The following is a 23,572-nucleotide window of genomic DNA, read 5'->3' as shown; positions in this document are numbered from 1 at the left end:
GAGCACGACCTACTTGCCGATGGGCAGCCCTCCCGGCTGGATATAGCCGAGTTTCCAGGCCAGCAGCAGGCACAGGAACAAAACCACCGAAAGCCCGATCCGAACGGTGAGAGCGCGCACCATTCCGCCGCTCTTGGCGCGGCCCTCGCGCCCATCCCTCAGCATGAAGAACAGCGCGGCACCGAGGCTCGCCAGGATGCCGATGAAGGCCAGGGCGACAAGGTATTTCATGATTCCGATTATCGGCCGCACAGGCCATACCGCGGCGTGAACGATGCAGCGATGCCCGCTGCGGGTCGGTCGCGCGCCGGGCGGTTCTGGCTGGTCACCCTGGCGGCCCTGATCATGCTCGCGGTCACGGTGTCGCTGGGCCGGTGGCAGCTGTCCCGCGCCGCCCAGAAGGAGGCGCTGCAGGCAGAGATCGAGGCGCGCAAGACCCTGCCGTCGCTCGAGCAGGAGGATTTCCTCGCGCTCGATCCGGCGACTTCCGCCATGCACCGGCCGGTGCGGCTGCGCGGCCTGTGGCTCGCGCCGCACACTGTCTACCTGGACAACCGACAGATGCATGGCCTGCCCGGCTTCTATGTGCTGACGCCCTTTGCCATCGAAGACAGCGACCGGACCGTGCTCGTGCAGCGCGGCTGGGTCCAGCGCAACTTCACCGACCGCACGCAGCTCGCCCCCGTACAGACGCCGAGCGGCCTGGTCGAGCTGGTGGCCCGCGTCGCGCCGCCGCCGGCCCACCTTTTCGAACTGGGCAAGGAAGCCCCTCCGCCCGCCGCGGCGCCGGGGTCTTCGCCCATCCGGCAGAATCTCGATCTCGAAGCGTTCCGCGAGCAGACCGGGCTGCCCCTGCGGACCGATGTCTCGCTGCTGCAGACCGGCCCGGCCACCGAGGGCTTGCAGCGCGACTGGCCGGCCCCCGCGCTGGGCATCGAAAAGCATTACGGCTATGCGTTCCAGTGGTTCGGGCTCGCCGCCCTCGTCGTCATCCTCTATGTCTGGTTTCAATTCATCGCCTCCTACCGCCGCGCGCGCCGCCTCCGCCATGGCCGATGAGCCGCTCGGGCTGACGGTGCATTCGATGCCCTCGCCGCGCCAGGCGCTCGATGGCGCCGAGGGCCGGCGCACGGTCTTCGGCCGTTGGAAGATGATCCTGGTCATGCTGTGTTGCGCGGCGCCGGTGATTGCCTCCTACTTCACCTACTACGTGATCCGGCCGGAGGGACGGCGTGTCTATGGAGAGCTGATCGACCCGCAGCGCACCATGCCCGAGCTGATCGCCACGAGCCGCGAGGGCGCGCCCGTGCGTCTCTCCGCCTTGAAGGGGCAGTGGCTGCTGGTCACGGTGGCCGATGCGGGATGCGACGCGCTGTGCGAGCAGCAGCTCTATCTGCAGCGCCAGCTGCGCGAAAGCCTGGGCCGCGAAAAAGACAGGCTCGATCGCGTCTGGCTGGTGAGCGACGCCGCGCCGGTGCCCGCGCGCCTGGACAACGGCCTGCATGGCGCGACCGTGCTGCGGGTGCCGGCGGCGCAGCTGGCGCAGTGGCTGTCGCCCGCAGCCGGCCACGCACTGGCGGAGCACTTCTTTGTCATCGACCCGATGGGTAACTGGATGATGCGCTTCCCCGCCCGCATGGACACCGCCGGCGCGGGCCGCGCCAAACGCGACCTCGAACGGCTCCTGCGCGCCTCGGCCTCCTGGGACGAGCCGGGCCGCTAGACGCGCCGGCCGCGCACAGCATGGATACGAACTCGCTCTACGACCTCAAGCCCATCGCCTGGCTCCTGGCGGTCGGCGTGTTGCTCGCGCTCGGGCCGCTGATCTGGGTCTGGCGGCGCGGCGCCGGCCATGGTGCTGCCCGGCGCCTGCACGCGCTGACCGTGCTCACCCTGTTCCTGACCTTCGACCTCACCCTGTTCGGCGCCTTCACGCGCCTGACGGATTCCGGCCTGGGCTGCCCCGACTGGCCCGGTTGCTACGGCAACGCCAGCCCCTTCGGCGCGCGCCACGACATCGCCATGGCGGAAGCAGCGCAGCCCACCGGCCCGGTGACGCACGGCAAGGCCTGGGTGGAGATGGTGCATCGCTACCTGGCAACAGGTGTCGGCTTCCTGATCCTCGTCCTGGCCGTGGCCACCTGGGTGGCGAGGCGCAGCCAAAGGTATCCGGAGCATGCGCGCGAACGCCCGCTGAGCGCCTGGTGGCCGGCGGCCACGCTGGTGTGGGTCTGCCTTCAGGGGGCATTCGGCGCGCTCACCGTGACCTGGAAGCTGTATCCGGCCATCGTCACGCTGCACCTGCTGGGCGCCGTGGTGCTGCTGGCGCTGCTGTGCATCCAGGCCGTGCGCTACAGGCAGGCAGCGGCCGGGCGGCAGCCCACGCCCATTCCCCCGGCATTGCGCACTTTGCTGATGGTGGTGAGCGCCTTGCTGCTGCTGCAGATCGCGCTCGGCGGCTGGGTCAGCACCAACTACGCGGTCCTGGCGTGCACCCAATTCCCCACCTGCCAGGGCAGCTGGTGGCCGCCGATGAACTTCGCCCAGGCCTTCCACATCTGGCGCCCGCTGGGTGAGGGCACCGACGGCGGGGCTGTCGACTTCGCGGCGCTCACTGCCATCCACTACGTGCATCGCCTCATGGCCTACCTGGTGTTCCTCGCGATCGGCCTGCTGGTCTGGCAACTGCGGCGCGTCGCAGCGCTGCATCCGCAGGCTCGATGGCTTGCCGGGCTGGCGCTGCTGCAGCTTGCCACCGGCCTAGGCAATGTGCTCCTGGGCTGGCCGCTGGTTGCTGCCGTGCTGCATACCGGCGGCGCCGCGGCGCTGGCGGTGGTGCTCACGTGGGCCCTGTGCGAAAGTCGACGGGCGCAGGGCACCGTGGCTGCCGCTGCGAAGGCCCGTGGCACCGCAGGCCGCAGGGCGGAGGTCATCCAATGAGTACGCCGGCCTCTATCCACAGCCATAGCGCTGCCAGCGTGCTGCGCCAGTTCCATGCGCTGACGAAGCCGCGTGTGGTGCAACTGATCGTGTTCTGCGCCCTGATCGGCATGGTGCTGGCGGTGCCGGGCCTGCCCAATCTGGCCGAGCTGCAGCGCATCGTGGTGGCCTGCGTCGGCATCTGGCTGGTCGCCGGCGCTGCGGCGGCCTTCAATTGCCTAGTGGAGAAGGGTATCGATGCGAAGATGAAGCGCACCGCCTGGCGGCCCACGGCCCGCGGCGAGCTGAGCGACCGGCAGGCGCTGCTGTTCTCGGGGGCGCTGTGCGCGGCCGGCTCCGCCCTGCTGTGGTTCGCGGTGAATCCGCTCACCATGTGGCTCACCTTCGCGACCTTCGTCGGCTATGCGGTGATCTACACCGTGATCCTCAAGCCGCTGACCCCGCAGAACATCGTGATAGGCGGTGCCTCCGGCGCGATGCCGCCGGTGCTGGGCTGGGCGGCGATGACGGGCGAGGTCAGCCCCGAGGCGCTGATCCTCTTCCTCATCATCTTCCTGTGGACGCCGCCGCATTTCTGGGCGCTGGCCCTGTACCGCGTGGAGGACTACCGCAAGGCGGGCCTGCCGATGCTTCCGGTGACGCACGGCAACGAGTTCACGCGGCTGCAGGTGCTGCTCTACACCTTCATCCTGTTTGCCGCCTGCCTCATGCCCTTCATCTACGGCATGAGCGGCTGGCTCTACCTGGCGGTCGCGGTGGCCGTGAGCATCGGCTTCACCGGCTATGCCTTCGCGCTGTGGCGCAACTACTCGGACACGCTGGCGCGCAAGACTTTCCGCTTCTCGCTGATTCACCTGAGCGTGCTCTTTGCCGCGCTGCTGATCGACCACTACCTGCGATGAATGAATCCATGAACAAGCGCCACGCACTTCGACTGATGGGCTTGACCGGGCTGGCGGCACTCGCGGGCACGGTCCTCGCGGCCTGCTCGGAAAAGAAGCCGAGCTTCAATGCCGTGGACATCACCGGCGCCGACTACGCCAAGGGCTTCACGCTCAGCGATGCCGACGGCAAGCAGCGCACCCTGGCCGACTTCAAGGGCAAGGTCGTCGTGATGTTCTTCGGCTATGCGCAGTGCCCGGATGTCTGCCCGACCACCATGAGCGAGATGGCGCAAGTCAAGCAGCAATTGGGTAGCGACGGCGACAAGCTGCAGGTCCTGTTCGTCACGGTGGATCCCGCGCGCGATACGCCCACAGTGATGAAGGCCTACATGGGTGCCTTCGATCCAGGCTTCGTTGCGCTGATTCCGACGCCCGAGCAACTGTCCGCGCTGGCGAAGGACTATAAGGTCTACTACAAGAAGGTCGAGGGCAAGACGCCGACCAGCTACTCGATGGACCACTCTGCCGCCAGCTTCGTCTACGACACCGAGGGCCGGGTGCGGCTCTACGCCCGCTACGGCGCGGGCGTGCCGGCGATGGTGTCGGACCTCAAGGCCCTGCTGAAGCCCGCCTGAGGCGCAGGAGCGCTGCGCATCGGCCCAACGTCGCTTCGGTCAGGCCACAAAAAAGCCCGGGCGGCGCCGGGCTTCCATGGATGGGGTGGAGGCTCAGGCGAATTCCGCCAGCGCCTTCTTCATCTTCTTCATGGCCGCCGACTCGATCTGGCGGATGCGCTCGGCGCTCACCCCGTACACCGCGGCCAGGTCGTGCAGAGTCATTCCTCCCGAGCCATCGTCGTTGACCTTGAGCCAGCGCTCTTCCACGATACGGCGGCTGCGATCATCCAGCGTCGCCAGGGCGGTCGAGATACCGTCGGTCGACAACCTGTCGCGCTGGCGCGCCTCGATCTGCGCCGTGGGCTCCTGCGAGGCGTCTGCCAGGTAGGCGATGGGGCCGAAGCCGTCATCCCCGTCATCCGAGGGGCTGGGGTCGAGCAGCACGTCACCGCCCGACATGCGCGTTTCCATTTCGAGCACTTCCTCGCGCTTGACGTTCAGGCGGGTCGCCATCTGGGAGACCTCGTCCGCGCTCAGCGTGTCGCGGTGAGTGTCGCCGTCGGCCGAGCCGGCCTTGAAGCCCTGCTTCATCGAGCGCAGATTGAAGAACAGCTTGCGCTGGGCCTTCGTCGTCGCGACCTTGACCATGCGCCAGTTCTTCAGGATGTACTCGTGGATCTCGGCCTTGATCCAATGCATGGCATAGCTGACCAGGCGCACCCCCTGGTCAGGGTCGAAGCGCTTGACGGCCTTCATCAGGCCGACGTTGCCTTCCTGGATCAGGTCGCCGTGCGGCAATCCGTAGCCCAGGTACTGGCGGGAAATCGAGATCACGAGGCGCAGGTGCGAAAGCACCAGCGCACCGGCCGCTTCGAGGTCGTTGTTGTCCCGCAGACGGCGCGCATAGCGCTGCTCTTCCTCCTGCGTCAGCAGGGGGAGGCGATTGGCCGCGGAAATATAGGCGTCCAGGTTACCCAGCGAAGGCACCATCGACCACGGATTGGCGACGGCGAGCTGGTTGGCGGGGGCTCCGGACATTGCTGTCATTGGGCAAACTCCTTCGTTCGGGAACATATTAGCACTCGGTTGGAGGGAGTGCTAAGCCAAGGGTTCCCGCGGAGATTCAATGGGATGGATAGGCTCAGCCTATTCCCGTGCCGTGCCATGGGAATAGGACGGCACCGCAATCTGCGTCGAGGGAAGCCGCTGTCACCAGCGGACGCCGAGGCGCAAGAACAATCTGGACAGCACGAAAAGCGGTCCGACCCACAGGTACTGGACATCTTCGAAGAAGGAGGGCTTCTTGCCCTCGATCTTGTGCCCGATGAACTGGAAGACCCAGGCCACGACGAAGATGGTGGCTGAAATCGGGAGCACAAGGTCCTCCATCGCATGCACCGCGGCCAGCGCCAGCCCGATGCAGATGCCCATCGCGACAAAAAAGCTCGCGGAGCGCAGAGTCAGGTAGTAGACCGCACTGGCGGCCACGAAGGCGTAGGCCACCCAGGGATGGAGGGCGTACAGCAGGCCCACGATGCTCAACATGATGGCCGGGATGGCGATCAAGTGGATCGTCTCGTTGGTCGGGTTCTGGTGGCTCTCGCCGTAGTGGGCGAGCAGGCGGTCGACCTTGCGGTCGGCGCGCGGCAGGGGCGTGGCGGCGCTGTGCATGGCGGTCTCCTGGCGGGCTCTGCGGCCCCTGGGCATGATGCCAGAAGCGCCACCGCCGGGGCTACCCCATCAAGGCCTGGGCGAACTCCCGGGCCTTGAAGGTCTCCAGGTCTTCCAGCTTCTCGCCAACCCCGATGAAATACACCGGAATCGGCCGCTCGCGCGCGATCGCGCACAGCACGCCACCCTTGGCAGTGCCGTCCAACTTGGTGATGACCAGGCCCGTGAGGCCCAGCGCTTCGTCGAAGGCCCGGACCTGGGCCAGGGCGTTCTGCCCGGTGTTGCCGTCGATCACGAGCAGCACCTCGTGCGGCGCCGTGGCGTCGGCGCGGGCCACCACGCGCTTGATCTTCTTCAGTTCGTCCATCAGGTGCAGCTGGGTCGGCAGGCGGCCGGCGGTGTCGACCAGCACCACGTCCTTGCCGCGCGCCTTGCCGGCATTGACCGCGTCGAAGCTCACGGCGGCCGGATCGCCGCCCTCCTGGCTCACGATCTCGACCGTGTTGCGGTCGGCCCATACCAGCAGTTGCTCGCGCGCCGCAGCGCGGAAGGTGTCGGCTGCCGCCAGCAGCACCGAGGCACCCTCGTTGGACAGGTGCTTCGTCAGCTTGCCGATCGAGGTGGTCTTGCCTGCGCCGTTGACGCCCGCCACCATGATCACCGTGGGGGTGTGCTCGCCGATCACCAGTTCCTTCTCGAGCGGGCGCAGCAGGTCCGCGACGGCGTCGGCCAACAGCAGTTTGACCTGCGAGGCCTCGGTCGCCATGTTGCTGCGCACGCGGCGGCGCAGGTCGTCCAGAAGGTATTCGGTGGCCTTTACGCCCGTGTCGGCCATCAGCAGGGCCTCTTCGAGCTCCTCATAGAGGGCGTCGTCGATCTGGGCGTTGACGAAGGCGGCGGTGATGCTGTTGCCGGTCTTGCGCAAACCCGTCCTGAGCTTGCTGAGCCAGCCGCTGCGCTCGGGAGGTGCAACTTCCGCGGGCGCCACCGCCGGCCCGGGCACTGGCACCGCCACTGGAACCGGCACCGGCACCGGCACCGGCGCGGCCGCGGGCGCCTCGGCGCCGGGAGAAGGGGCGGGCGCCTCCGGGGCGGCAGGTGCAGCGGGGGAAGGGGCCTCAGCGGGCGGCGGCTCGACTGGCTTGGCGCCGAACCAGCTGGACGGCGAGAACACCGACCGGGCGGGTGCCGGCGGCTCGGCGGGCGTCTCGGCAGGCGCAGGCGCAGAGCTGTCGGGTGGCGGCTTTTTCTTGAAGAAACTGAACATCGCGGCGTTTTTACAATCCGACCCATTCTATGAAACACCCCTCGCCACGCCGTGCTGCGTCTGGTGCGGTGCTGGCCTCGGTGCTGATGGCGCCCTGGGCCGGGGCCGCCCTGGCGCAGACACCCCCGCCGGACGCCCCCGCTGCCGCCCTTGCCGCGGCCTTCAAACCGGTCCAGGCCCGGCAATTCACCCTCGCCAACGGCATGACCCTGATCGTGAAGCCCGACCGGCGCGCGCCGACGGCGGTCCAGATGCTCTGGGTGCGGGTCGGCTCCTTCGACGAGGTCGACGGCACCTCGGGCGTGGCGCACGTGCTCGAACACATGATGTTCAAGGGCACCAGGACGCTCAAGCCCGGCGAGTTCTCGCGCCGAGTCGCCGCGCTCGGTGGCCGCGAGAACGCCTTCACAACGCGCGACTACACCGGCTACTACCAGCAGATCCCGGCCGACAAGCTGGAGCAGGTGATGGCCCTGGAGTCCGACCGCTTCGCCAACAACCAGTGGGCCGACGACGAATTCAAGCGCGAGATCGAGGTGGTCAAGGAAGAGCGCCGCCTGCGCACCGAGGACCAGCCGCGCGCCCTCCTCGGCGAGCAGCAGAACGCCGCCATCTTCATGGCCTCGCCCTACCGCCGCCCCATCGTCGGCTGGATGAGCGACCTCGACGCCATGACGCCGGCCGACGCGCGTGCCTTTTTCGAGCGCTGGTACGTGCCTGCCAATGCCGCGGTGGTGGTGGCGGGCGATGTCGATGTGGAGCGGGTGCGCGCCCTGGCCGAGAAGTACTACGGCCGTATCCCCGCTCGCGCGGTGCCCGAGCGCAAGCCGCGCATCGAGCCGCCGCAGCGCGGCATCCGGCGCCTCGAGTTCAAGGCGCCGGCCGAGCAGGCCTACGTCTCGCTGGCATTCCGCGCCCCGCAGATCCCGGCCACCGACCAGTTCGATGGCGCAAGCGATGCCTATGCGTTGACGGTGCTGTCCGCCGTGCTCGACGGCTATCCCGGCGCGCGGCTCGACCGTGCGCTCACGCAGGGCCCGGGCCGCGTGGCCGATGCCGCCGGCGCGTACGCGGGCTTCGTCGGCCGCGGCCCGCAGATCTTCGTGCTCGACGGCGTGCCCGCCGCCGGCAAGACGCCTGAAGCGGTCGAGGCCGCGCTGCGCGAGCAGGTGGCGAAGATCGCCCGCGAAGGCATCGGCGCGGCGGAACTGGCGCGCGTCAAGACCCAGTGGACGGCCAGCGAGACCTACAAGCTCGACTCGGTGATGGCGCAGGCGCGCGAGCTCGGCAGCCACTGGGTGCAGGGCCTGCCGCTCGACGCCAGTGCGCGCATCATCGCGCGCCTGCAGAAGGTCACGGCCGAAGAGGTGCAGGTGGTGGCCGCGAAGTACTTCGGTGACGACCAGCTGACGGCTGCCACCCTGCGGCCGCTGCCGCCCGATCCCCAACGCCGCGCGCGCGGCTTCGCGGCGCCTGCGGGCGACCTGCGTTGAAGACCCGGAGCGGCCCCACCATGCTGAGCTTCAAGAATTCCCGAACCCTGCGGCGCCTGGCGTGCCTGGCACTGGCGTTGGCCGGCGCTGCAGTGCATGCGGCCGTGCCCATCGAACATTGGACACTGCCGAGCGGCGCCAAGGTCTACCTCGCTGCCACCGACGCGTTGCCCATCGTCGACGTGCAGATCGATTTCGACGCCGGCAGCCGCCGCGACCCGCCGGCGCAGTCCGGACTGGCCGGTGTGACTGCCGGCATGGTCGAGAAAGGCATACGCGCGAATGGCAGCGATCCGGCGATGGACCAGAACGCCCTGGGCGAGGCCTGGGCCGATCTCGGCGCCAGCTTCGATGCCAGCGCCGGTTCCGACCGCATGAGCTTCTCGCTGCGCACACTGTCCGAGCCGACGCTGCTGGGCAAGGCGGTGCACCTCGCGGCGCGTGAGATCGGCGAGCCGGCCTTTCCCGAGGACGTGTGGCAGCGCGAGCGCGAGCGCCTGAACGCCTCGATACGGGAAGCCAACACCAAGCCCGCAACCCTCGCGGCGCGTACCTTTTCGCAAGACGTGTACGGCGACCACCCCTACGGGCTGGACACCACCGAGGCCACGCTGGCGCGCATCGACACGGCCGCGATGCGCCAGCGCTACGAGCAACTGATCCAGCCCTGCCGCGCAAAGCTCAGCATCGTCGGCGCGGTCACGCGCTCGCAGGCGGAGTCGATCGCCAACACGCTGTTGTCGCGGCTGCCAACGCCTGCTGGCGGCTGCGCCGCGTTGCCCCCCGTGCCCGAGGTGGCGCCGCTCGCTGCGGCCAAGGACGAGCGCCTGCCTTTCGACTCGGCCCAGGCCCATGTCTGGATCGGCCAGCCGGGTTACGCGCGCCGCGACCCGGACCATTTCGCGCTCACCGTGGGCAACTACATTCTTGGCGGCGGCGGCTTCGTCTCGCGCCTGACCGAGGAGGTGCGCGAGAAGCGCGGCCTCGCCTACAGCGTCTACAGCACCTTCTCGCCGGGCCTGCACGCGGGCTCGTTCCGCATCGGCTTCCAGACCCGGCCCGATCAGGCGGCCGAGGCGGTGAAGGTCTCGCGCGAGGTGATCGCAAGGTTTGTCGCCGAAGGCCCGACCGCGGCCGAGCTCAAGGCCGCAAAGGACAACCTGATCGGCGGCTTCCCGCTGCTGCTCGACAGCAACCGGAAGCTGCTGGGCAACGTGTCCAACATCGCGTGGAACGACCTGCCGCTCGACTACCTCGAGACCTGGACTGCCCGCGTGAACGCGATTACGGCGGCCGATGTCAAGGCCGCCTTCGCGCGCAAGCTGCAGCCTGATCGCATGGTCACTGTCGTTGTCGGCGGAAAGCCTTGAAGTCGCCGCCCGCCGCTTGGCTACCATCCTCGCCTCACAGCGCAACGAGGAGCGACAGGATGGCGATGGATTTGGTGGACTGCGAGATCCACGGGGCCGAGGTCGGGTGCGTCGATGACGATGAATAAACGCACACCAGCCCGCAGCGGCGGCATGAAGCCGGCCCCCAGGCCGGCCGATGCGCGCCGCAACGAGGTCCGCATCATCGGTGGTCGATGGAAACGCACGCGCCTTGCCGTGGCCGACAAGCCCGGGCTGCGCCCCACGCCCGACCGCGTGCGCGAGACGCTCTTCAATTGGCTCGCCAGTCTTGCCGGAGCCGGCGGCGGGGAGCTGCCGGACTGGCACTGCGTCGACGCCTTCGCGGGCACCGGCGCGCTCGGCTTCGAGGCTGCCTCGCGCGGCGCGGCCTCCGTGCTGCTGTGCGAGCAGGACGCAGCGCTGGTCGCGCAATTGCAGGCATTGAAATCAAAGCTGCAATCCGATGCCGTCCGCATCGAGCGCGGCAACGGCGTCACCGCGCTGGAGCGCGCCGCGTCGGGCAGTCTGCATGCCGTGTTCCTCGATCCACCCTTCGAGAACACGGCGCTCTACGCGCCCGCGCTGCGCGCCGCCGCGCGCGCATTGCGGCCCCAGGGCGTGGTCTACCTCGAAGCGGCGCGTCGCTGGCCGGACGAAGAACTTGCAGCCCTCGGCCTCCGCGTGTTCCGATACCTCAAGGCCGGCGCGGTGCATGCACATCTCTTGATACTTGCGTCTGACACCGCTGCATAATCCGCCGGAATCGGCCGCGTCGGCTGCACCAGGAGGAAGCAACCATGTCCAACAACGTGATCGCGGTGTACCCCGGCACTTTCGACCCCATCACGCTCGGGCACGAAGACGTCGTGCGCCGGGCGACCCAGCTGTTCTCCAAGGTCATCGTGGCGGTGGCCGCCGGCCATCACAAGAAGGCATTGTTCACGCTGCAGGAGCGCATGGACATGGCGCGCACTGCGGTGGCGCCGTTCAGCGACCAAGTCTCGGTGGAGAGTTTTTCGGGCCTCTTGCGCGATTTCGTCGTCGCGCGCGGCGGCAAGGCCATGGTGCGCGGCCTGCGCGCCGTGACCGACTTCGACTACGAGTTCCAGCTCGCCGGCATGAACCGCTCGCTGATGCCCGATGTCGAGACCGTGTTCCTCACGCCGAGCGACAAGTACCAGTTCATCTCCAGCACCTTCGTGCGCGAGATCGCGATGCTCGGTGGGGAAGTCGACAAGTTCGTCTCCCCCAACGTGCAGAACAACCTGATGGCCAAGGTGCGCAGCCTGGGCCGCGAATGACGCACGGGCCGCGTCTGCACGCGCTGGGCGACGCGGCATTGCTGTGCGAGCTGCCGGCGCCCGCGACGCTGGCGCAGCAGCAACAGATCTGGGCGCTGGCAAACGAAGCTTTGCAATGGCGCGGCGTGCACGAGGTGCTGCCGGGCATGAACAACCTGAGCCTGCTTTTCGATCCCGAAGAGGTCGATGCCGCCGAGCTCGAGATGCAGGTGCTGTCGGCCTGGCCGCAACTGGCGGGCATGACGATCGAAGGGCGCGACATCCGCATCCCGGTGGCCTACGGCGGCGAGGCCGGCCCCGACCTGGCCGATGTCGCGGCGCACACGGGGCTGGCGCCCGCCGAGGTGGTGCGGCGCCATAGCGACGCCGACTATGTGGTCTACCTGCTGGGCTTCCTGCCGGGCTTCGCCTTCCTGGGCGGGTTGCCGCCTGAACTGGCGACGCCACGGCGTGCGGAGCCCCGGGTGGCGGTGCCGGCCCGCTCGGTCGGCATCGGCGGGGCGCAGACCGGCATCTATCCGTTGGTCTCGCCCGGCGGCTGGCAGCTGATCGGCCGCACGCCGCTCGAGCTCTTCGATCCGCGCGCGGCCGAGCCCACGCTGCTGCGTCCGGGTGACCGCGTGCGCTTCGTCGTCGAAAGTGCCGAGCTGTGAGGGCCGCGGGTGCCATCACCGTGCTGCGCCCTGGCCTGCTGGCCTCCGTGCAGGACCTGGGCCGCTATGGCCACCGGCAGCAGGGCATCTGCCCAGGCGGCGCCCTCGACGCGCTCGGGCTCGCGATGGCGAATCGGCTGGTGGGCAACGACGACGGCACGGCCGGCCTCGAGCTCACACTGGGCGGCTGCGAGATCCGCTTCGACAGCCCCACCCGCATCGCGCTGACGGGCGACGACTTCGGCGCCCGGCTCGACGGAGCGCCACTGTGGCCCTGCTGGAGCGTCCCGGTGCAGGCCGGCCAGGTGCTCCGGCTCGGACCTGCGAACGAATGGAGCGCGAAGGCGGGCCTGCGCAGCTGGCTCGCCGTTGCCGGCGGCATCGACGTGCCGCTGGTCATCGGCTCGCGCAGCACCGACCTCAAGGCCGGCTTCGGCGGCCATCTGGGGCGTGCGCTGAAGAAGGGCGACCGCCTGCCCCTGGGCGCATCGAGCCTCGACGCGGCACGCCTGGCGCGCCGTGCCTTCGGCATGCGCGCGCCCGCGTGGGAACAGGACAGCGAGGGTTCGGTCGTCCTGCGCGTCATGCCCGGCCCCGAGTTCGAACAGTTCACCATCGCTGCGCGCGAGCAGCTGTGGGGTGCGTCCTGGCGCATCACGCCGCAGAGCAACCGCATGGGCAACCGGCTCGATGGGCCCGAGCTCAAGCGCAAGCGCAACGCGGACATGCTGTCCTCCGCCGTGATTCCCGGCACGATCCAGGTGCCGCCCTCCGGGCAGCCGATCATCCTGATGGGTGATGCCCAGACCACCGGCGGCTACCCGCGCATCGGCGTCGTGATCCGCGCCGATCTCTGGAAGCTCGCCCGGGCGCCGCTCAACGGCCGCCTGCGCCTCGCCGAGGTCGATGCCGCGGCGGCCCTGCAGGCCTGGGCCGCGCAGCGGCGCTACCTCGCGCAGGTCGGCCAAGCCCTGGCCGCTGCGGGGTGGCCGGTGCCGGCGCACAATCCGGCCGAAGGAGAAAGCCACCATGCGGATTGACCTCAACGCCGACCTCGGCGAGGGCTGCGGCAACGACGAGGCGCTGCTCAAGCTCGTGAGCTCGGCCAACATCGCCTGTGGCTGGCATGCGGGCGACGCGAAGACCATGCGCCAATGCGTGCGCTGGGCGCTGGACAACGGCGTCGCGATCGGGGCCCATCCCAGCTTCCCGGACCGCGAGAACTTCGGCCGCAGCGAGATGCATCTGCCGCCCGAGGACATTGTTGCGGGAGTGCTCTACCAGGTCGGCGCGCTGGCGGCCATCGTCAAGGCCGAGGGCGGCGCGCTGGCGCATGTCAAGCCGCACGGCGCGCTCTACAACCAGGCGGTGAAAGACCCGGTGCTGGCCGACGCCCTGTGCGAGGCGGTGCGACGCTTCGACCCCGGCCTGCGCTTCTTCGGCCTCGCCGGCAGCGGCATGATCGGCGCCGCCGAACGCGCGGGGCTGGAGCCGGTCGAGGAGGTGTTCGCCGACCGCGGCTACATGCCTGACGGCAGCCTGGTGCCGCGCAGCCGGCCCGGCGCCCTGATCGAGGACGAAGAGCAGTCGCTGGCGCAGACGCTGTCGCTGGTGCGCGATCATCGCGTGACCGCGATCGACGGCACGGTGGTGAGCGTCAATGCGCAGACCGTCTGCCTGCATGGCGACGGCGCGCATGCGCTGGCCTTTGCGCGCCGCATCCGCGAGCGCCTCGAGGGCGAAGGCATCACGGTCGCTGCGACGGCCTGAGTGTCCGAGCCGCCTGTGCCGAACGTGCTGCTGACGGGCTTCGAGCCCTTCGACAAGGACGCGCTGAATCCCTCATGGGAAGCAGTGCGCGCGCTGCAAGGCTGGCGCTGCGAAGGCGCCACGGTGCAGGCCCGCCGCATTTCCTGCGTCTTCGGCGCTGCGCTGCGGGAGCTCGATGCGGCCATCGACGAGTTGCGGCCTCAACTGGTGATCGGTATCGGCCAGGCCGGCGGGCGCAGCGAGATCACACCCGAGCGCGTGGCGATCAACCTCGACGACGGCCGCATCTGCGACAACGCAGGCTGCCAGCCCATCGACGTGCCGGTGGTGGCAGACGCGCCGGCGGCCTACTTCTCCACGCTGCCGATCAAGGCGATGGTGCGCGACCTGCGCGCGGGCGGCATACCGGCCGCGGTGTCGAACAGCGCCGGCACCTTCGTCTGCAATCACCTGTTCTTCGGCCTGATGCACCGCATCGCGACGCGGCCGGTCACAGCCGGCCTGCGCGGCGGCTTCATCCACATTCCTTACCTGCCCGAGCAGGCCGCGCGCTTTCCCGGCGCGCCGAGCATGGCGCTCGACATGGTGATCGCCGCGCTGCGCATCGCCGTGGCCACGGCGCTTACGGTGCGCGAGGACGTGCGCGAGACCGGCGGCCAGCTGAGCTAATCCAGCATGCGTTGCAGCCACGGCATCAGCGCGGCGTTGACTTCGGCGGGCTTCTCCAAGGTCAGCATGTGGCCGCAGTTCTCGATCCACACGAGCTCGGCCTGCGGCACCAACTGCGCGATCTCCTTTGAGCATTCGGGAGGCGTCAGCCGATCGGCATCGCCGCAGATCACCAGCACAGGGCAGCGCAGCGATGCGAGCGAGGGGCGCTGGTCCGGCCGCGCCATCAGCGCACGGTTCTGGCTGATGAGCTGCTGCGCGCCCCCGTCGAGCACGAGTTCCACATAGCGCCGCACCAGAGCGGCATCGCCGGCCTGCTTGGGATGGAAGGCGAAGCCCGCGTTGAACTGGATCACGTCGCGTGCCTCTCCCTGCTCGAAGAGCTCGATCGCCGAGGCGCGCAGGTCGAACATCTCGGGCGTCTCGGGCCGCGGGTTGGTGCCCAGCAGCGCGAGGCCGGCGATGCGCTCGGGCGCCTGGCGTGCGGCCTCCATCGCGATCATGCCGCCCATCGAGGCGCCACAGAGGACCAGTGGGCCTTCATGCTCGCGCAGGACGGCATCGGCCATTGTCTCGATGCTTGGGTGGCGCATGTGGGCATCGCTCACGCGGACGTCGATGCCGGCGGGCAGGGCGGGTAGCTGGGCTTCCCAGAGGCGCTCGTCGCAGGCGAGGCCGGGCAACAGGACAAGAGAGGGCATGGGCCGATTCTCGGCCATCCGCATGCCGTCCGCCCCCTGCCGCCGGGCCGACATGTGTTGCGAGGACAATAGCTTCATCCCATGTCCACAGACCTCATCCTGATCCGTCACGGCGAGACCGACTGGAATCGCGAGCTGCGCTTCCAGGGCCACATCGACGTTCCCCTCAACGACACCGGCCACGAGCAGGCACGCCGGCTGGGCCTGCGGCTGGCGAGCGAATCGGTCCAGTACCTCGTCAGCAGCGACCTCTTGCGAGCGCAGCAGACGGCAGCGCCTGCGGCGCAGCAGCTCGGACTCGACATCGTCGGTTCGGTCGAGTTGCGCGAGCAGAACTTCGGACTCGTCGAGGGCCTGCGGGCCGACGAGATCCAGCGCCTGCATCCGCGCGCCTGGGAGGACTGGCTCAAGTTCAGCGAGGACCATCGCATGCCCGAGGGCGAGTCGCCGCGCGAGTTCCATGCGCGCATCATCGATGCGCTGGGCCGCATCGCGGCGGCGCACATGCAGCAGACGGTGATGGTGGTGACGCACGGCGGCGTGCTCGACATGGTCTGGCGCACTGCGAAGGGGCTGGGGCTCAACGGGCCGCGCCAGAGTGCGATCCCCAATGCGGGCTTCAACCGCATCCGCATCGCAGACGCTGCCGCGCCTGCGCAGATCGAGATCGTCGACTGGGCCGATACCGTGCATCTCGATGGCATGCCGGCGCAGCCCAACTACGACCAGCGGCGGCATCTGGGCAAGTCATGAGCCGCACGGCCGCTCCCGCTCCAGTCAGCCGCGATCGCCGGCGCAGCCCTCGCGCTGGAGCACCGGCAGCAGCTGCGGTGCCATCGACTTGAGCAACTGCACCGGCAGCGCACTGGTGAAGCGGTAGCGCCCTGCGTACGGCTCGCGCACGTAGGCCACGAGGGTGCCGAAATAGCGGTCGCCGAGCGTGAAGACGAAGGTGGCCGTGCGTTCGACCTTGCGTTCCGCGATCACACGCCCGCCGCGTCCGATGACCTGGTAGCGGTGGTCGCCGGTGCCGGTCTTGCCGGCAATCTCGATGGGCCGCCCCGTCGCATCTGCCACGGCATCCTTGAGGCGGCGCGCGGTCCCGTTGTTCACCACGTCGGCCAATGCGCGGCGCGCGGCCCGCGCCACTTCCGGCGCCAGCACCTGTTGCGGGGCCATGCCGCGCCGCTCGAGCCTTGTCTCGTAAGGCATGTCGCGCGCGAAGTGCAGCGCGCTCACGCGCTGCTGCGGCAACCGCCGGCCGTCATTCGCCAGGATGCCGATCAACTCGGCCAGCGCCGCGGGCCGGTCGCCCGAGGCGCCGATCGCGCTGGCGTACGAGGGGGTCAGCGAGGCGAAGGGATAGCCCAGGCGCTGCCATGAACGATGGATCTGGGCAAAGGCATCGCGCTCGAGCAGCTCGCGGATGCGCCGGTCCTGCGCGCTCTTGTGGCGCGTCCTGAAGAGCCATGCATAGGCGTCCTGCCGTTCCTGCACGCTCGCGTCCAGTACCTCGGTGAGCGTGGCGCCGGGGCGGCGCTGCAGGTAGCCGACCAGCCACAGCTCCAGCGGATGCACGCGCGCCACGTACCCGCGGTCAGCCAGCGACAGGCTCGAGTACGTGCCGTGCATGGCACGCAGCGCGCGCGGCGAACCGGCACCGCGTCCGAGGCGGCGCTTGAGCCATTGGTCGAGCCGCACCTCGTCGGCCCCTGGCTCGAGGGTGAAAAGCACGCTCGCGAGACGCGGTGCCGACGGGTGCACGCCCTTGAGCAGCAGTGCTTCGGCCTCGGCGGGCGACTTGCCCTTGTACTTGCGGTGGAAGCGCGCCAGATAGGCAGAGCCCTCCCGGTCGGCGAAGAGGACCAGCATCTCCCGCCGGCCCGGGTCGGATGGGTCCTCCAGCATCTGGCGCCCGACGGCTTCGTCGCCGTGCATCCGGTGGCGCACGATGTCGCGCATCACGCGGATGAACACCAGGTTGACCGAGTGCCTGAAGGCTTCCTGCACGGTCATCGGCCCACCGCGCGTGCGATCGAAATTGCTGAAGCGGTGCAGGCCGCCGCCGGTGAAGAAGGCCTCGCCCGCGCCGGCCGGGTAGCGCCGCTGCATCGCCGCCTCCAGCATCGGGGCAAGGCTGCGGTCCCCGGCGCGCAGCAGGTATTCGCGCGCCCAGCTGCCGAGCGGGTCGCGCTTGCTCGGCGTCCATGCGGCAATGGCGGATACGTCGCGCCCGGCCCAGCGTTCATGCAGCTCGGCGACGAGCTCGAGGTAGCTCACCAGCGTGCGCAGCTTGGCGGTGGAGCCGAGGTCCAGGCGTGCGCCCTGGTTCACGTCGAAGGGCTGGTCGATGTTGTCGGCCTGGATGCGCAGCAGGTTTGCCTGGGCGCCGCGCTCGTAGAGGGTGAAGCTGTAGACCAGGTGGCGCGGGTCGTCGCCGGGGTCGAGCAGGTGATGGCCGTACAGCCCCGCCGCCTTGGCGCCCGCCGGGGTGCGCAAGGCGGCCAGCGCCCGTGCCGCGATCGCCTGCGCCTCGCTGTCCACGCTGCCCTCCACCTCGAGGTCGAGCCGCTCGAGGTCGTAGGCACGCGGCACGCCGAGCAGGGCGGATACCTCGCCGCGCAGGGCATTCAGCCCCTTGCGCTCGACGAAGTCGGGCCGAGGCGTCGCCCGCCGCGCCGCTGACCGCTGCAGGGAAACCTGCAGAGCCGCGTCGCGCAGGGAGGGGGCGATGACGCCCGCGTCGGCCATCAGCCGCAGGTAGCTGTCGGTGAGCCGGTTGAGGCTTTCGCCCTTGCCCAGCAGGTGCTGCGAGGGTCGGCGCTGCGCGACCATCAGCGACAGCGCCTGTTTGAAGGCCTCGGCCTGGCGTCGCAGCGCCTGGTCGGATGGCGCGGCACCCTCCGCGTTGTCGGCCAGCAGGCGGTTGACCTCGGCGAGGTCGCGCCCGTACCAGGCCCAAAGGCCGTCGCCGAGGCCATGCACCTCGCCGAATCCGGGCCGCGCAGCGAGCGGCACGGTGTCCAGGTAGTCGACCACGACCTGGCGTCGCCGCGCCTGCGTGTCTTCGCCGTCCCGGTAGGCGCGCAGCGAGGCCGAAGCCATCTGGCGCAGCTTGTCCCCGATCGACTGCGTGCGGCCATGAGGCGAGTGGCGGTACTTCTCGATCTGGGTGGCCAGCGTGCTGCCGCCGGAGGCCGATTGCCGCGCACCGAGCGCCCGGTGCAACTGCTCGATCGTCGCCTTCGCGAAGCGCTCGGGGTCGACCGCCGGATTGCGCTGCGCCGGCTGCGTATCCAGCAGGTGGCGGTCCTCGACGAAAAGCAGGGCATCCACCAGCAGCGGCGGCACGTCCTCGAAGCGTTCGTACACGCGCTCGGGCACGCGCGACTGCGACAGGGTCCGGGCGCGGCAGTCGCGCACCGTCAGGCCGGCCTGGTTCTTTTCGCGGTAAGGGCCGTAAAGGCCGCGCTCGTGCAACTCGACCAGCCGCGGCGACATGCGGGCCTGCTGCGTCACCTCGTAGCCGCGGGCCTGCAGGCGCTCGATGAACTGCGGGAGCTGGCGGTAGCCGAGCCGCTCGTCGTAGGGCCCGGAACGCGGGGAACGGAGGGCGTCGCTGGGTCCGGCGGCCACGCTGAAGTGCGCATCCCGCCCCAGGTCGCGCCAAAAGGCCGATTGCAGCCTCGAAGTCTTGAGCTCGTCGACTGCAAGTGCGGCGAGCGCAGTCACAACGGCGAGCCCTGCGCCGAGCCAGAAGACCGTCTTGAGTCTTGCCACGACCTGCCTCGCTGTTGAGCCCGTACCGTGGGTTCTTCAGCTCGGATGATGCTCCTTTCGCGGCCTTATTGGGCACGGGAGTGCTGGAACCTGCGACGGGTGCAAAGCTCCAAGAAGAACCGGCGTTCCAGCCGGCAGGAGGTATGAACCATGTTCCAACTGAAACATTGGCAAGATCCGGTGAACGGGGCGCTGGGTGCCTGGCTGCTTCTTTCGCCGTGGATCCTGGGCTATGCCGGCGAGGCGGCCGCCATGCCCAACGCGGTGATCGTCGGCATTGCGCTGATCGCCGCTGCGCTCGGCGCCATGCTGCTACCCCGCGCGTGGGAGGAATGGACCGAGGCGGCGCTCGGCCTGTGGCTGATGGCTTCGCCCTGGGTGCTGCGCTTCAACGGGAACGCCGACGCGATGCTCACCGCGGTCATCACGGGCCTGGTGGTGCTGGTGCTCGCGGCGTGGACCCTGCTGACTGACGAGGAGTACAGCCGTTGGTGGCATCGCGCCGCCCACTGAAGGCGGCCGGAGCTGCTAGGCGTTGGACGCCAGTTGCGGCAGTCCCAGCGACGCGTAGACCTTGTCGGCCTGACGTCGCAGGCGCCGCGATTCCGGCTGGGCATTGACCCGCTGCTGCAGAACACCCTGGGCGCTGGCCAGCGCCGCTTCGGTTCCGGTGCCGATCAGGGCATCGAGGTACAGCTGCTCGAAAAGGTCACGCTGCGCATGGCTGCCGCCTATTTCGACCAGGCGCGGCAGCGCCAGGCCCAGTCCCTCGACAGCGCCGGCGGCGTCGCCCCTGGCCTTGGCCAGCAGGCCACGGGCGGCGGGCACCGCCACGCGCTGCCAAGCTGCTTGTGTCGAAGGCGCGGCCCTTGGCGCGAAGGCCTCGATGTTGTTCAGCAGGCGCTCGGCCTCGGGCCGGCCGGCACGCGCCAGGCCGTAGAGGTACTGCAGATCGAGGAAGGGCAGCACGTGGTCGTCGAGCCGCTGCGCCAGATAGCCGGCGAGCTCTTGCCAGCGCTCGCCGACGTCGATGCCTGCGAGCTCCAGCCGCGCAAGCAGCGACACGGCGCCGATCTGGTCCTGCGAGTAGTCCTTGGCCACGCCCCACACCTGCTCGTCGTACACGGCGAGCGCCTCGGCATCGCGGCCCAGGTCGATCAGGAACAGCGCCACATGCCACCAGTTGTGGGTGACCATGAAGGAATTCAGGCCGACCCAGCTGTCGCTCACACCCCGCATGAAGTCCAGGCCCTCGGCGAGCCGGCCATCGGTCAGCATCACATGCCCGAGCGCATGGTGGGCCCAGGGCTCTTTGCGCTCCATCGCGACCGCACGGCGGGCGCTGGCTTCGGCTTCGCGCAGCAGGTGGCATTGTTCGTAGCCGAAGGCCGCCATGCCGTGCAGGTAGGGTACGTCGGCCGCGGCTGGCATCGCCGCCAGCGCGAGCCGCAGCATGCCCGGGCAATCGCCGATGTTGAAGCAGTGGTACTGCCCCAGCTTGAGCGAGGCCAGGTCGCGCGGATGCTCTCGGGCCTGCTCGTGGTGCAAGGCGATGGCGCGCGCGATGTCGCCTTCGGCCCAGGCCGAGACAGCTTCGATGTAGCGCCGCTCGCGCGGGCTGGCGCGGGAGCCGCCGGCTTGCGCGCGTTCGAGAAAGGGGCGCGCGTTGGGCACGGCATCGCGCGACTCCGCGAAGAGGTGCAGCGTCGCGCAGTAGGCCTGCACGAGGGGGCTGTCGTCCTGCGCGGCCGCCAGCACGTCGGCCGCGCGCGCCTCGCAGGCGATGAAGCCTTCGACGAAGTCGTTGACCGCGCGCAAGCTGGCAGGCTCGGTCAGGGTGGTCGGATTGCCCAGGCTGTCTTGCATGGGCTCATTTTGCCTAGACCCCGGCCCGCTGGTGGCGGTACTCCTGCGTCAGCCCACCATAGCCGTAGGCTGCGGCGCGCGCATCGATCAGGTGCACGTACGACACCTCGTGCAGGTTTGTTCGCAGGGCCGCCATGGCAGCGTGGATCTCGCGCAGGTAGCGCGCCTTCTCCGCCTTGGTGTTGGTCTCGTCCGTGATGCTGATGTCGAGGTGGAAGGCCGACTTGCCGAGCTCGGCGAGGGACCGGCCGCCGATGAACCAGGCGTCGTCTGCGATGTACTGCACGGTGGTGGCGATCACCGGCAATTTCTTGTCCAGGACGCTCTGGGTCAGCTCGGCGACGGTGTCGACCACGCGGCGGGTGAGTTGGGCGTCGGGCTGGCCGGAGAGGTGGATCACGATGTGGGGCATTGCACTTTTTCCTTTGGAACCGTCGAGGGCCTCAATTGTGGAGATCCGAGTCCCATCGAAAAAGCGGGAAGATATGATGGATCTCATCGATTTCTCGAATGGATGGTGTCATGCAGACCTTCGATCTGGAGCAGCTCAGGACCTTCGTCGCCGTCGTCGAGGCGGGCAGCCTCACCGCGGCCGCGCCGCAGGTGTTCCTGTCGCAATCGGCCGTCAGTGAGCAGATGCGCAAGCTGGAGGAGCGTGCCGGCCACTCGCTGCTGACGCGCAGCAAGGCCGGCGTGGCACCCACCGTCGTGGGCACGCGGCTGCTGGGGTACGCGCAGCGTCTGCTGGCGCTCTCGGACGAGGCCCTGCGCGACCTTCGCGGTGAAGCGCTGCAAGGGGTGCTGCGCCTCGCCGTGACCGACTACTTCAGGCCTGGCGAGCTGGCGCGGCTGTTGGGCCGCCTCGGCGAGCGGTACCCGCAGGTGCGGCTGCACGTGAGCGTCATGAAGAGCGGCGCGATCGAGGCAGGCTATGCGCAGGGCCAGTTCGACGTGGGCCTGTCGATGCGCATCGCGGCGCAAGACCACGCGGCTGCCTCGAGGACCCCCGCGCTGCGCCGCGAGTCGTTGGCCTGGATGGGGGCGATCGGCCTGCGTTTTGCGCGCGGCGAGCCGCTGCGGCTGCTCGTGCTGCCCGACACCTGCTCGCTGCACCAGTTCACGGTCAAGCTGCTGAAGCAGCGGCGCGTGCCCTTCACCGTGGCGCATGTCGCCTCGGGCGTCGCAGGTCTTCAGTCGGCCTTGGCCGCCGGGCTGGGCGTCGCCTGCCTCAACGAGTCCTCGCTGTGCGAGGGCGTGGCGCGCCTGGCGCCGCCGCACGGGCTGCCCGCGCTGCCGCGTGTGGCTTTCCATTTCCTGCCGCCGCGGCGCGGCGAAACCGAGTTCGTCACGCGCGCACGCGAGCTGCTGGCCTCGCACCTCGCCTGAGGTGCGAGGCGCATTCAGGCGTCAGGCGGCTTTGGCCACGGCCGTTGCGGGCCGCGGATCAACTCGAAGGCGCGCGCGACCCTGAGCACGCCCAGGTCGTCGAAGCGCTGACCCGAGATCTGCAGTCCGATCGGCAGGCCGTCGCGGCTGTAGCCGCAATTGATCGACGCCGCCGGCTGCTCCGACATGTTGAAGGGCACGGTGAAGCCGATGTGCTCCAGCGGCCGCAACGGGTCGTTGGTGGGCGACGGCAGTTCGGCCTCCACGGGCATGTTCGGCGCGGTGGGGGAGATCACGTAGTCATACTTCGCGCAGGCTGACACCGCCGCCACGCGCGTCGCGTGGAACTGGCTGAACGCGCGAAAGACATGCTCGCCGCTGAAGCCGGCGGCGCTCTCGGCCCATGCGCGGATGTACGGCAGCACCTTGGCACGCCGGTCCGGGGGCAGGGCATCGATGTCCACCAGCGAGCGCATGCGCCAGAGGTGGTCCATGCCGTCGAGCATGACCTGCGACATGAAGGGCTGGAGGATTTCGACGATGGCGCCGGCTCGCTCGAACAGGCGTGCCGATTCCTCGACGGCCGCTCGGATCTCGGCTTCGACCGCCAGGCCGCAGCCCGCATCGAGCAAGAGGCCGATGCGCAGGCCGCGCAGATGCTCTGCGTCCACCTCGAAGGACGACCAGTCGATGTCCTGGGGCGGCAGGCTCATGCTGTCGCGCGCGTCGGGCTGGGCGAGCACCCGCATCATGAGCGCTGCATCGGCGACGCTGCGCGTCATGGGCCCGGCGGCGCGGCCCATGTAGGGCGGGTCGATCGGAATGCGGCCCAGGCTGGGCTTGAGCGTGAAGATGCCGCACCAGCCGGCCGGCAGCCTGAGCGAGCCGCCGATGTCGGTCCCGATGTGCAGCGGGCCGTAACCGGCCGCCGCGGCGGCACCGGCGCCGGCGCTCGAACCGCCCGGCGTCTTCGTCAGGTCCCAGGGATTGCGCGCCAGCGCATGGAAACTCGACAAGCCGGAGGACAGCATGCCGTAGTCGGGCATCGTGGTCTTGGAGACGATCACGGCGCCCGCCTCCTTCAGCCGCGCGGCCGGCGGCGCGTCGGCTGCGGCGGGGCGCAATTCGACCGCGGCCGTGCCGGCGGGCAGTGGGTCGCCGCGGGTGGCGATGTTCTCCTTGA

General features: G+C 69.4%; 25 protein-coding genes. 16 read left to right on the top strand and 9 right to left on the bottom strand.

Going from position 1 to position 23,572, the window contains the following annotated elements:
- Nucleotides 1-9: 9 nt before the first annotated feature.
- Nucleotides 10-231, bottom strand: coding sequence for a twin transmembrane helix small protein (locus tag APY03_RS28365; RefSeq protein ID WP_068682191.1), 222 nt, complete (start codon nt 229-231; stop codon nt 10-12).
- A 51-nt stretch (nt 232-282) separates the two neighbouring features.
- Between APY03_RS28365 and APY03_RS28360 the strand changes: the two genes are divergently transcribed.
- Genes APY03_RS28360 through APY03_RS28340 form a run of 5 tightly spaced genes read left to right on the top strand, consistent with a single transcriptional unit; the run spans nt 283 to nt 4,459 of the window.
- Complete coding sequence (locus APY03_RS28360; RefSeq protein WP_068682295.1) at nt 283-1,059, top strand: SURF1 family protein; 777 nt, start codon at nt 283-285, stop codon at nt 1,057-1,059.
- The gene (locus APY03_RS28355) at nt 998-1,723 is read left to right on the top strand and encodes a hypothetical protein (protein ID WP_068682189.1); all 726 of its coding nucleotides are present in this window, start codon (nt 998-1,000) and stop codon (nt 1,721-1,723) included. Before APY03_RS28360 ends, APY03_RS28355 begins: the two co-directional genes overlap by 62 nt.
- Before the next feature lie 20 nt (nt 1,724-1,743).
- A complete protein-coding gene (locus APY03_RS28350; RefSeq protein WP_068682182.1) occupies nt 1,744-2,940 on the top strand; it encodes a COX15/CtaA family protein in 1,197 nt (398 codons plus the stop codon).
- Nucleotides 2,937-3,842, top strand: a complete 906-nt coding sequence (gene cyoE, locus APY03_RS28345; protein ID WP_068682181.1) for a heme o synthase — start codon at nt 2,937-2,939, stop codon at nt 3,840-3,842. Before APY03_RS28350 ends, cyoE begins: the two co-directional genes overlap by 4 nt.
- A gap of 8 nt (nt 3,843-3,850) precedes the next feature.
- Nucleotides 3,851-4,459, top strand: coding sequence for an SCO family protein (locus tag APY03_RS28340; protein ID WP_174262764.1), 609 nt, complete (start codon nt 3,851-3,853; stop codon nt 4,457-4,459).
- 93 nt (nt 4,460-4,552) lie between these two features.
- Here the strand turns inward: APY03_RS28340 and rpoH are convergent, their stop codons facing one another.
- The 3 genes from rpoH to ftsY form a co-directional block, all read right to left on the bottom strand.
- Nucleotides 4,553-5,488 carry an RNA polymerase sigma factor RpoH gene (gene rpoH, locus APY03_RS28335; protein WP_068682178.1) on the bottom strand — a complete coding sequence of 312 codons (936 nt, stop codon included), beginning with the start codon at nt 5,486-5,488 and terminating at the stop codon, nt 4,553-4,555.
- 162 nt (nt 5,489-5,650) lie between these two features.
- A complete protein-coding gene (locus APY03_RS28330) occupies nt 5,651-6,112 on the bottom strand; it encodes an Mpo1 family 2-hydroxy fatty acid dioxygenase (RefSeq protein WP_068682176.1) in 462 nt (153 codons plus the stop codon).
- A 61-nt stretch (nt 6,113-6,173) separates the two neighbouring features.
- Entirely contained in the window at nt 6,174-7,379 is a 1,206-nt protein-coding gene (ftsY, locus tag APY03_RS28325) for a signal recognition particle-docking protein FtsY (protein ID WP_068682175.1), read from the bottom strand.
- 29 nt (nt 7,380-7,408) lie between these two features.
- On the opposite strand from ftsY, the gene APY03_RS28320 reads away from it, so the two are divergent.
- The 8 genes from APY03_RS28320 to pcp all read left to right on the top strand — a co-directional run bounded on the left by APY03_RS28320 (nt 7,409) and on the right by pcp (nt 14,656).
- Nucleotides 7,409-8,872: a M16 family metallopeptidase gene (locus tag APY03_RS28320; protein ID WP_068682173.1), complete on the top strand. Its 1,464-nt coding sequence runs from the start codon at nt 7,409-7,411 to the stop codon at nt 8,870-8,872.
- Nucleotides 8,873-8,892: 20 nt separating this feature from the next.
- Entirely contained in the window at nt 8,893-10,242 is a 1,350-nt protein-coding gene (locus tag APY03_RS28315; protein WP_068682171.1) for a M16 family metallopeptidase, read from the top strand.
- A 114-nt stretch (nt 10,243-10,356) separates the two neighbouring features.
- Nucleotides 10,357-11,016 (top strand): RsmD family RNA methyltransferase, encoded by a 660-nt coding sequence (locus tag APY03_RS28310; RefSeq protein ID WP_083944615.1) that lies wholly within the window; start codon nt 10,357-10,359, stop codon nt 11,014-11,016.
- Between the two features lie 44 nt (nt 11,017-11,060).
- Nucleotides 11,061-11,564 carry a pantetheine-phosphate adenylyltransferase gene (coaD, locus tag APY03_RS28305; RefSeq protein WP_068682170.1) on the top strand — a complete coding sequence of 168 codons (504 nt, stop codon included), beginning with the start codon at nt 11,061-11,063 and terminating at the stop codon, nt 11,562-11,564.
- Nucleotides 11,561-12,217, top strand: coding sequence for a 5-oxoprolinase subunit PxpB (pxpB, locus tag APY03_RS28300; RefSeq protein ID WP_068682169.1), 657 nt, complete (start codon nt 11,561-11,563; stop codon nt 12,215-12,217). The genes coaD and pxpB overlap by 4 nt, the downstream gene beginning before the upstream one ends.
- Before the next feature lie 14 nt (nt 12,218-12,231).
- Nucleotides 12,232-13,257, top strand: coding sequence for a biotin-dependent carboxyltransferase family protein (locus APY03_RS28295; RefSeq protein ID WP_068682291.1), 1,026 nt, complete (start codon nt 12,232-12,234; stop codon nt 13,255-13,257).
- Nucleotides 13,247-13,987 carry a 5-oxoprolinase subunit PxpA gene (gene pxpA, locus APY03_RS28290; RefSeq protein ID WP_068682168.1) on the top strand — a complete coding sequence of 247 codons (741 nt, stop codon included), beginning with the start codon at nt 13,247-13,249 and terminating at the stop codon, nt 13,985-13,987. Before APY03_RS28295 ends, pxpA begins: the two co-directional genes overlap by 11 nt.
- A 15-nt stretch (nt 13,988-14,002) precedes the next feature.
- A complete protein-coding gene (gene pcp, locus APY03_RS28285; protein ID WP_068682289.1) occupies nt 14,003-14,656 on the top strand; it encodes a pyroglutamyl-peptidase I in 654 nt (217 codons plus the stop codon).
- Here pcp and APY03_RS28280 read toward each other — a convergent pair.
- Nucleotides 14,653-15,357, bottom strand: a complete 705-nt coding sequence (locus APY03_RS28280; RefSeq protein ID WP_232081139.1) for an alpha/beta fold hydrolase — start codon at nt 15,355-15,357, stop codon at nt 14,653-14,655. The genes pcp and APY03_RS28280 overlap by 4 nt on opposite strands.
- 81 nt (nt 15,358-15,438) lie before the next feature.
- Between APY03_RS28280 and APY03_RS28275 the strand changes: the two genes are divergently transcribed.
- Nucleotides 15,439-16,110: a histidine phosphatase family protein gene (locus tag APY03_RS28275; protein WP_068682167.1), complete on the top strand. Its 672-nt coding sequence runs from the start codon at nt 15,439-15,441 to the stop codon at nt 16,108-16,110.
- Nucleotides 16,111-16,134: 24 nt separating this feature from the next.
- Here the strand turns inward: APY03_RS28275 and APY03_RS28270 are convergent, their stop codons facing one another.
- Complete coding sequence (locus APY03_RS28270; protein ID WP_068682161.1) at nt 16,135-19,137, bottom strand: transglycosylase domain-containing protein; 3,003 nt, start codon at nt 19,135-19,137, stop codon at nt 16,135-16,137.
- 150 nt (nt 19,138-19,287) lie between these two features.
- Between APY03_RS28270 and APY03_RS28265 the strand changes: the two genes are divergently transcribed.
- Entirely contained in the window at nt 19,288-19,650 is a 363-nt protein-coding gene (locus tag APY03_RS28265; RefSeq protein ID WP_068682159.1) for an SPW repeat protein, read from the top strand.
- A 15-nt stretch (nt 19,651-19,665) separates the two neighbouring features.
- On the opposite strand, the gene APY03_RS28260 is transcribed toward APY03_RS28265, so the two are convergent.
- Both APY03_RS28260 and APY03_RS28255 read right to left on the bottom strand, forming a co-directional pair.
- Nucleotides 19,666-21,003 carry a tetratricopeptide repeat protein gene (locus tag APY03_RS28260; protein WP_068682157.1) on the bottom strand — a complete coding sequence of 446 codons (1,338 nt, stop codon included), beginning with the start codon at nt 21,001-21,003 and terminating at the stop codon, nt 19,666-19,668.
- Between the two features lie 13 nt (nt 21,004-21,016).
- Nucleotides 21,017-21,415: a tautomerase family protein gene (locus tag APY03_RS28255; RefSeq protein ID WP_068682155.1), complete on the bottom strand. Its 399-nt coding sequence runs from the start codon at nt 21,413-21,415 to the stop codon at nt 21,017-21,019.
- Nucleotides 21,416-21,525: 110 nt separating this feature from the next.
- Here APY03_RS28255 and APY03_RS28250 point away from each other — a divergent pair, with 110 nt between their 5' ends.
- The gene (locus APY03_RS28250) at nt 21,526-22,389 is read left to right on the top strand and encodes a LysR substrate-binding domain-containing protein (RefSeq protein ID WP_068682153.1); all 864 of its coding nucleotides are present in this window, start codon (nt 21,526-21,528) and stop codon (nt 22,387-22,389) included.
- A gap of 14 nt (nt 22,390-22,403) precedes the next feature.
- Here APY03_RS28250 and APY03_RS28245 read toward each other — a convergent pair.
- Nucleotides 22,404-23,572, bottom strand: a 1,169-nt coding sequence (locus tag APY03_RS28245; RefSeq protein WP_232324449.1) for an amidase, incomplete at its 5' end; no start/stop codon positions are given.

It is taken from the genome of Variovorax sp. WDL1 (genome assembly GCF_001541225.1).
GTDB lineage: Bacteria > Pseudomonadota > Gammaproteobacteria > Burkholderiales > Burkholderiaceae_C > Variovorax.
This window is presented reverse-complemented; position numbering and strand designations above follow the sequence as displayed.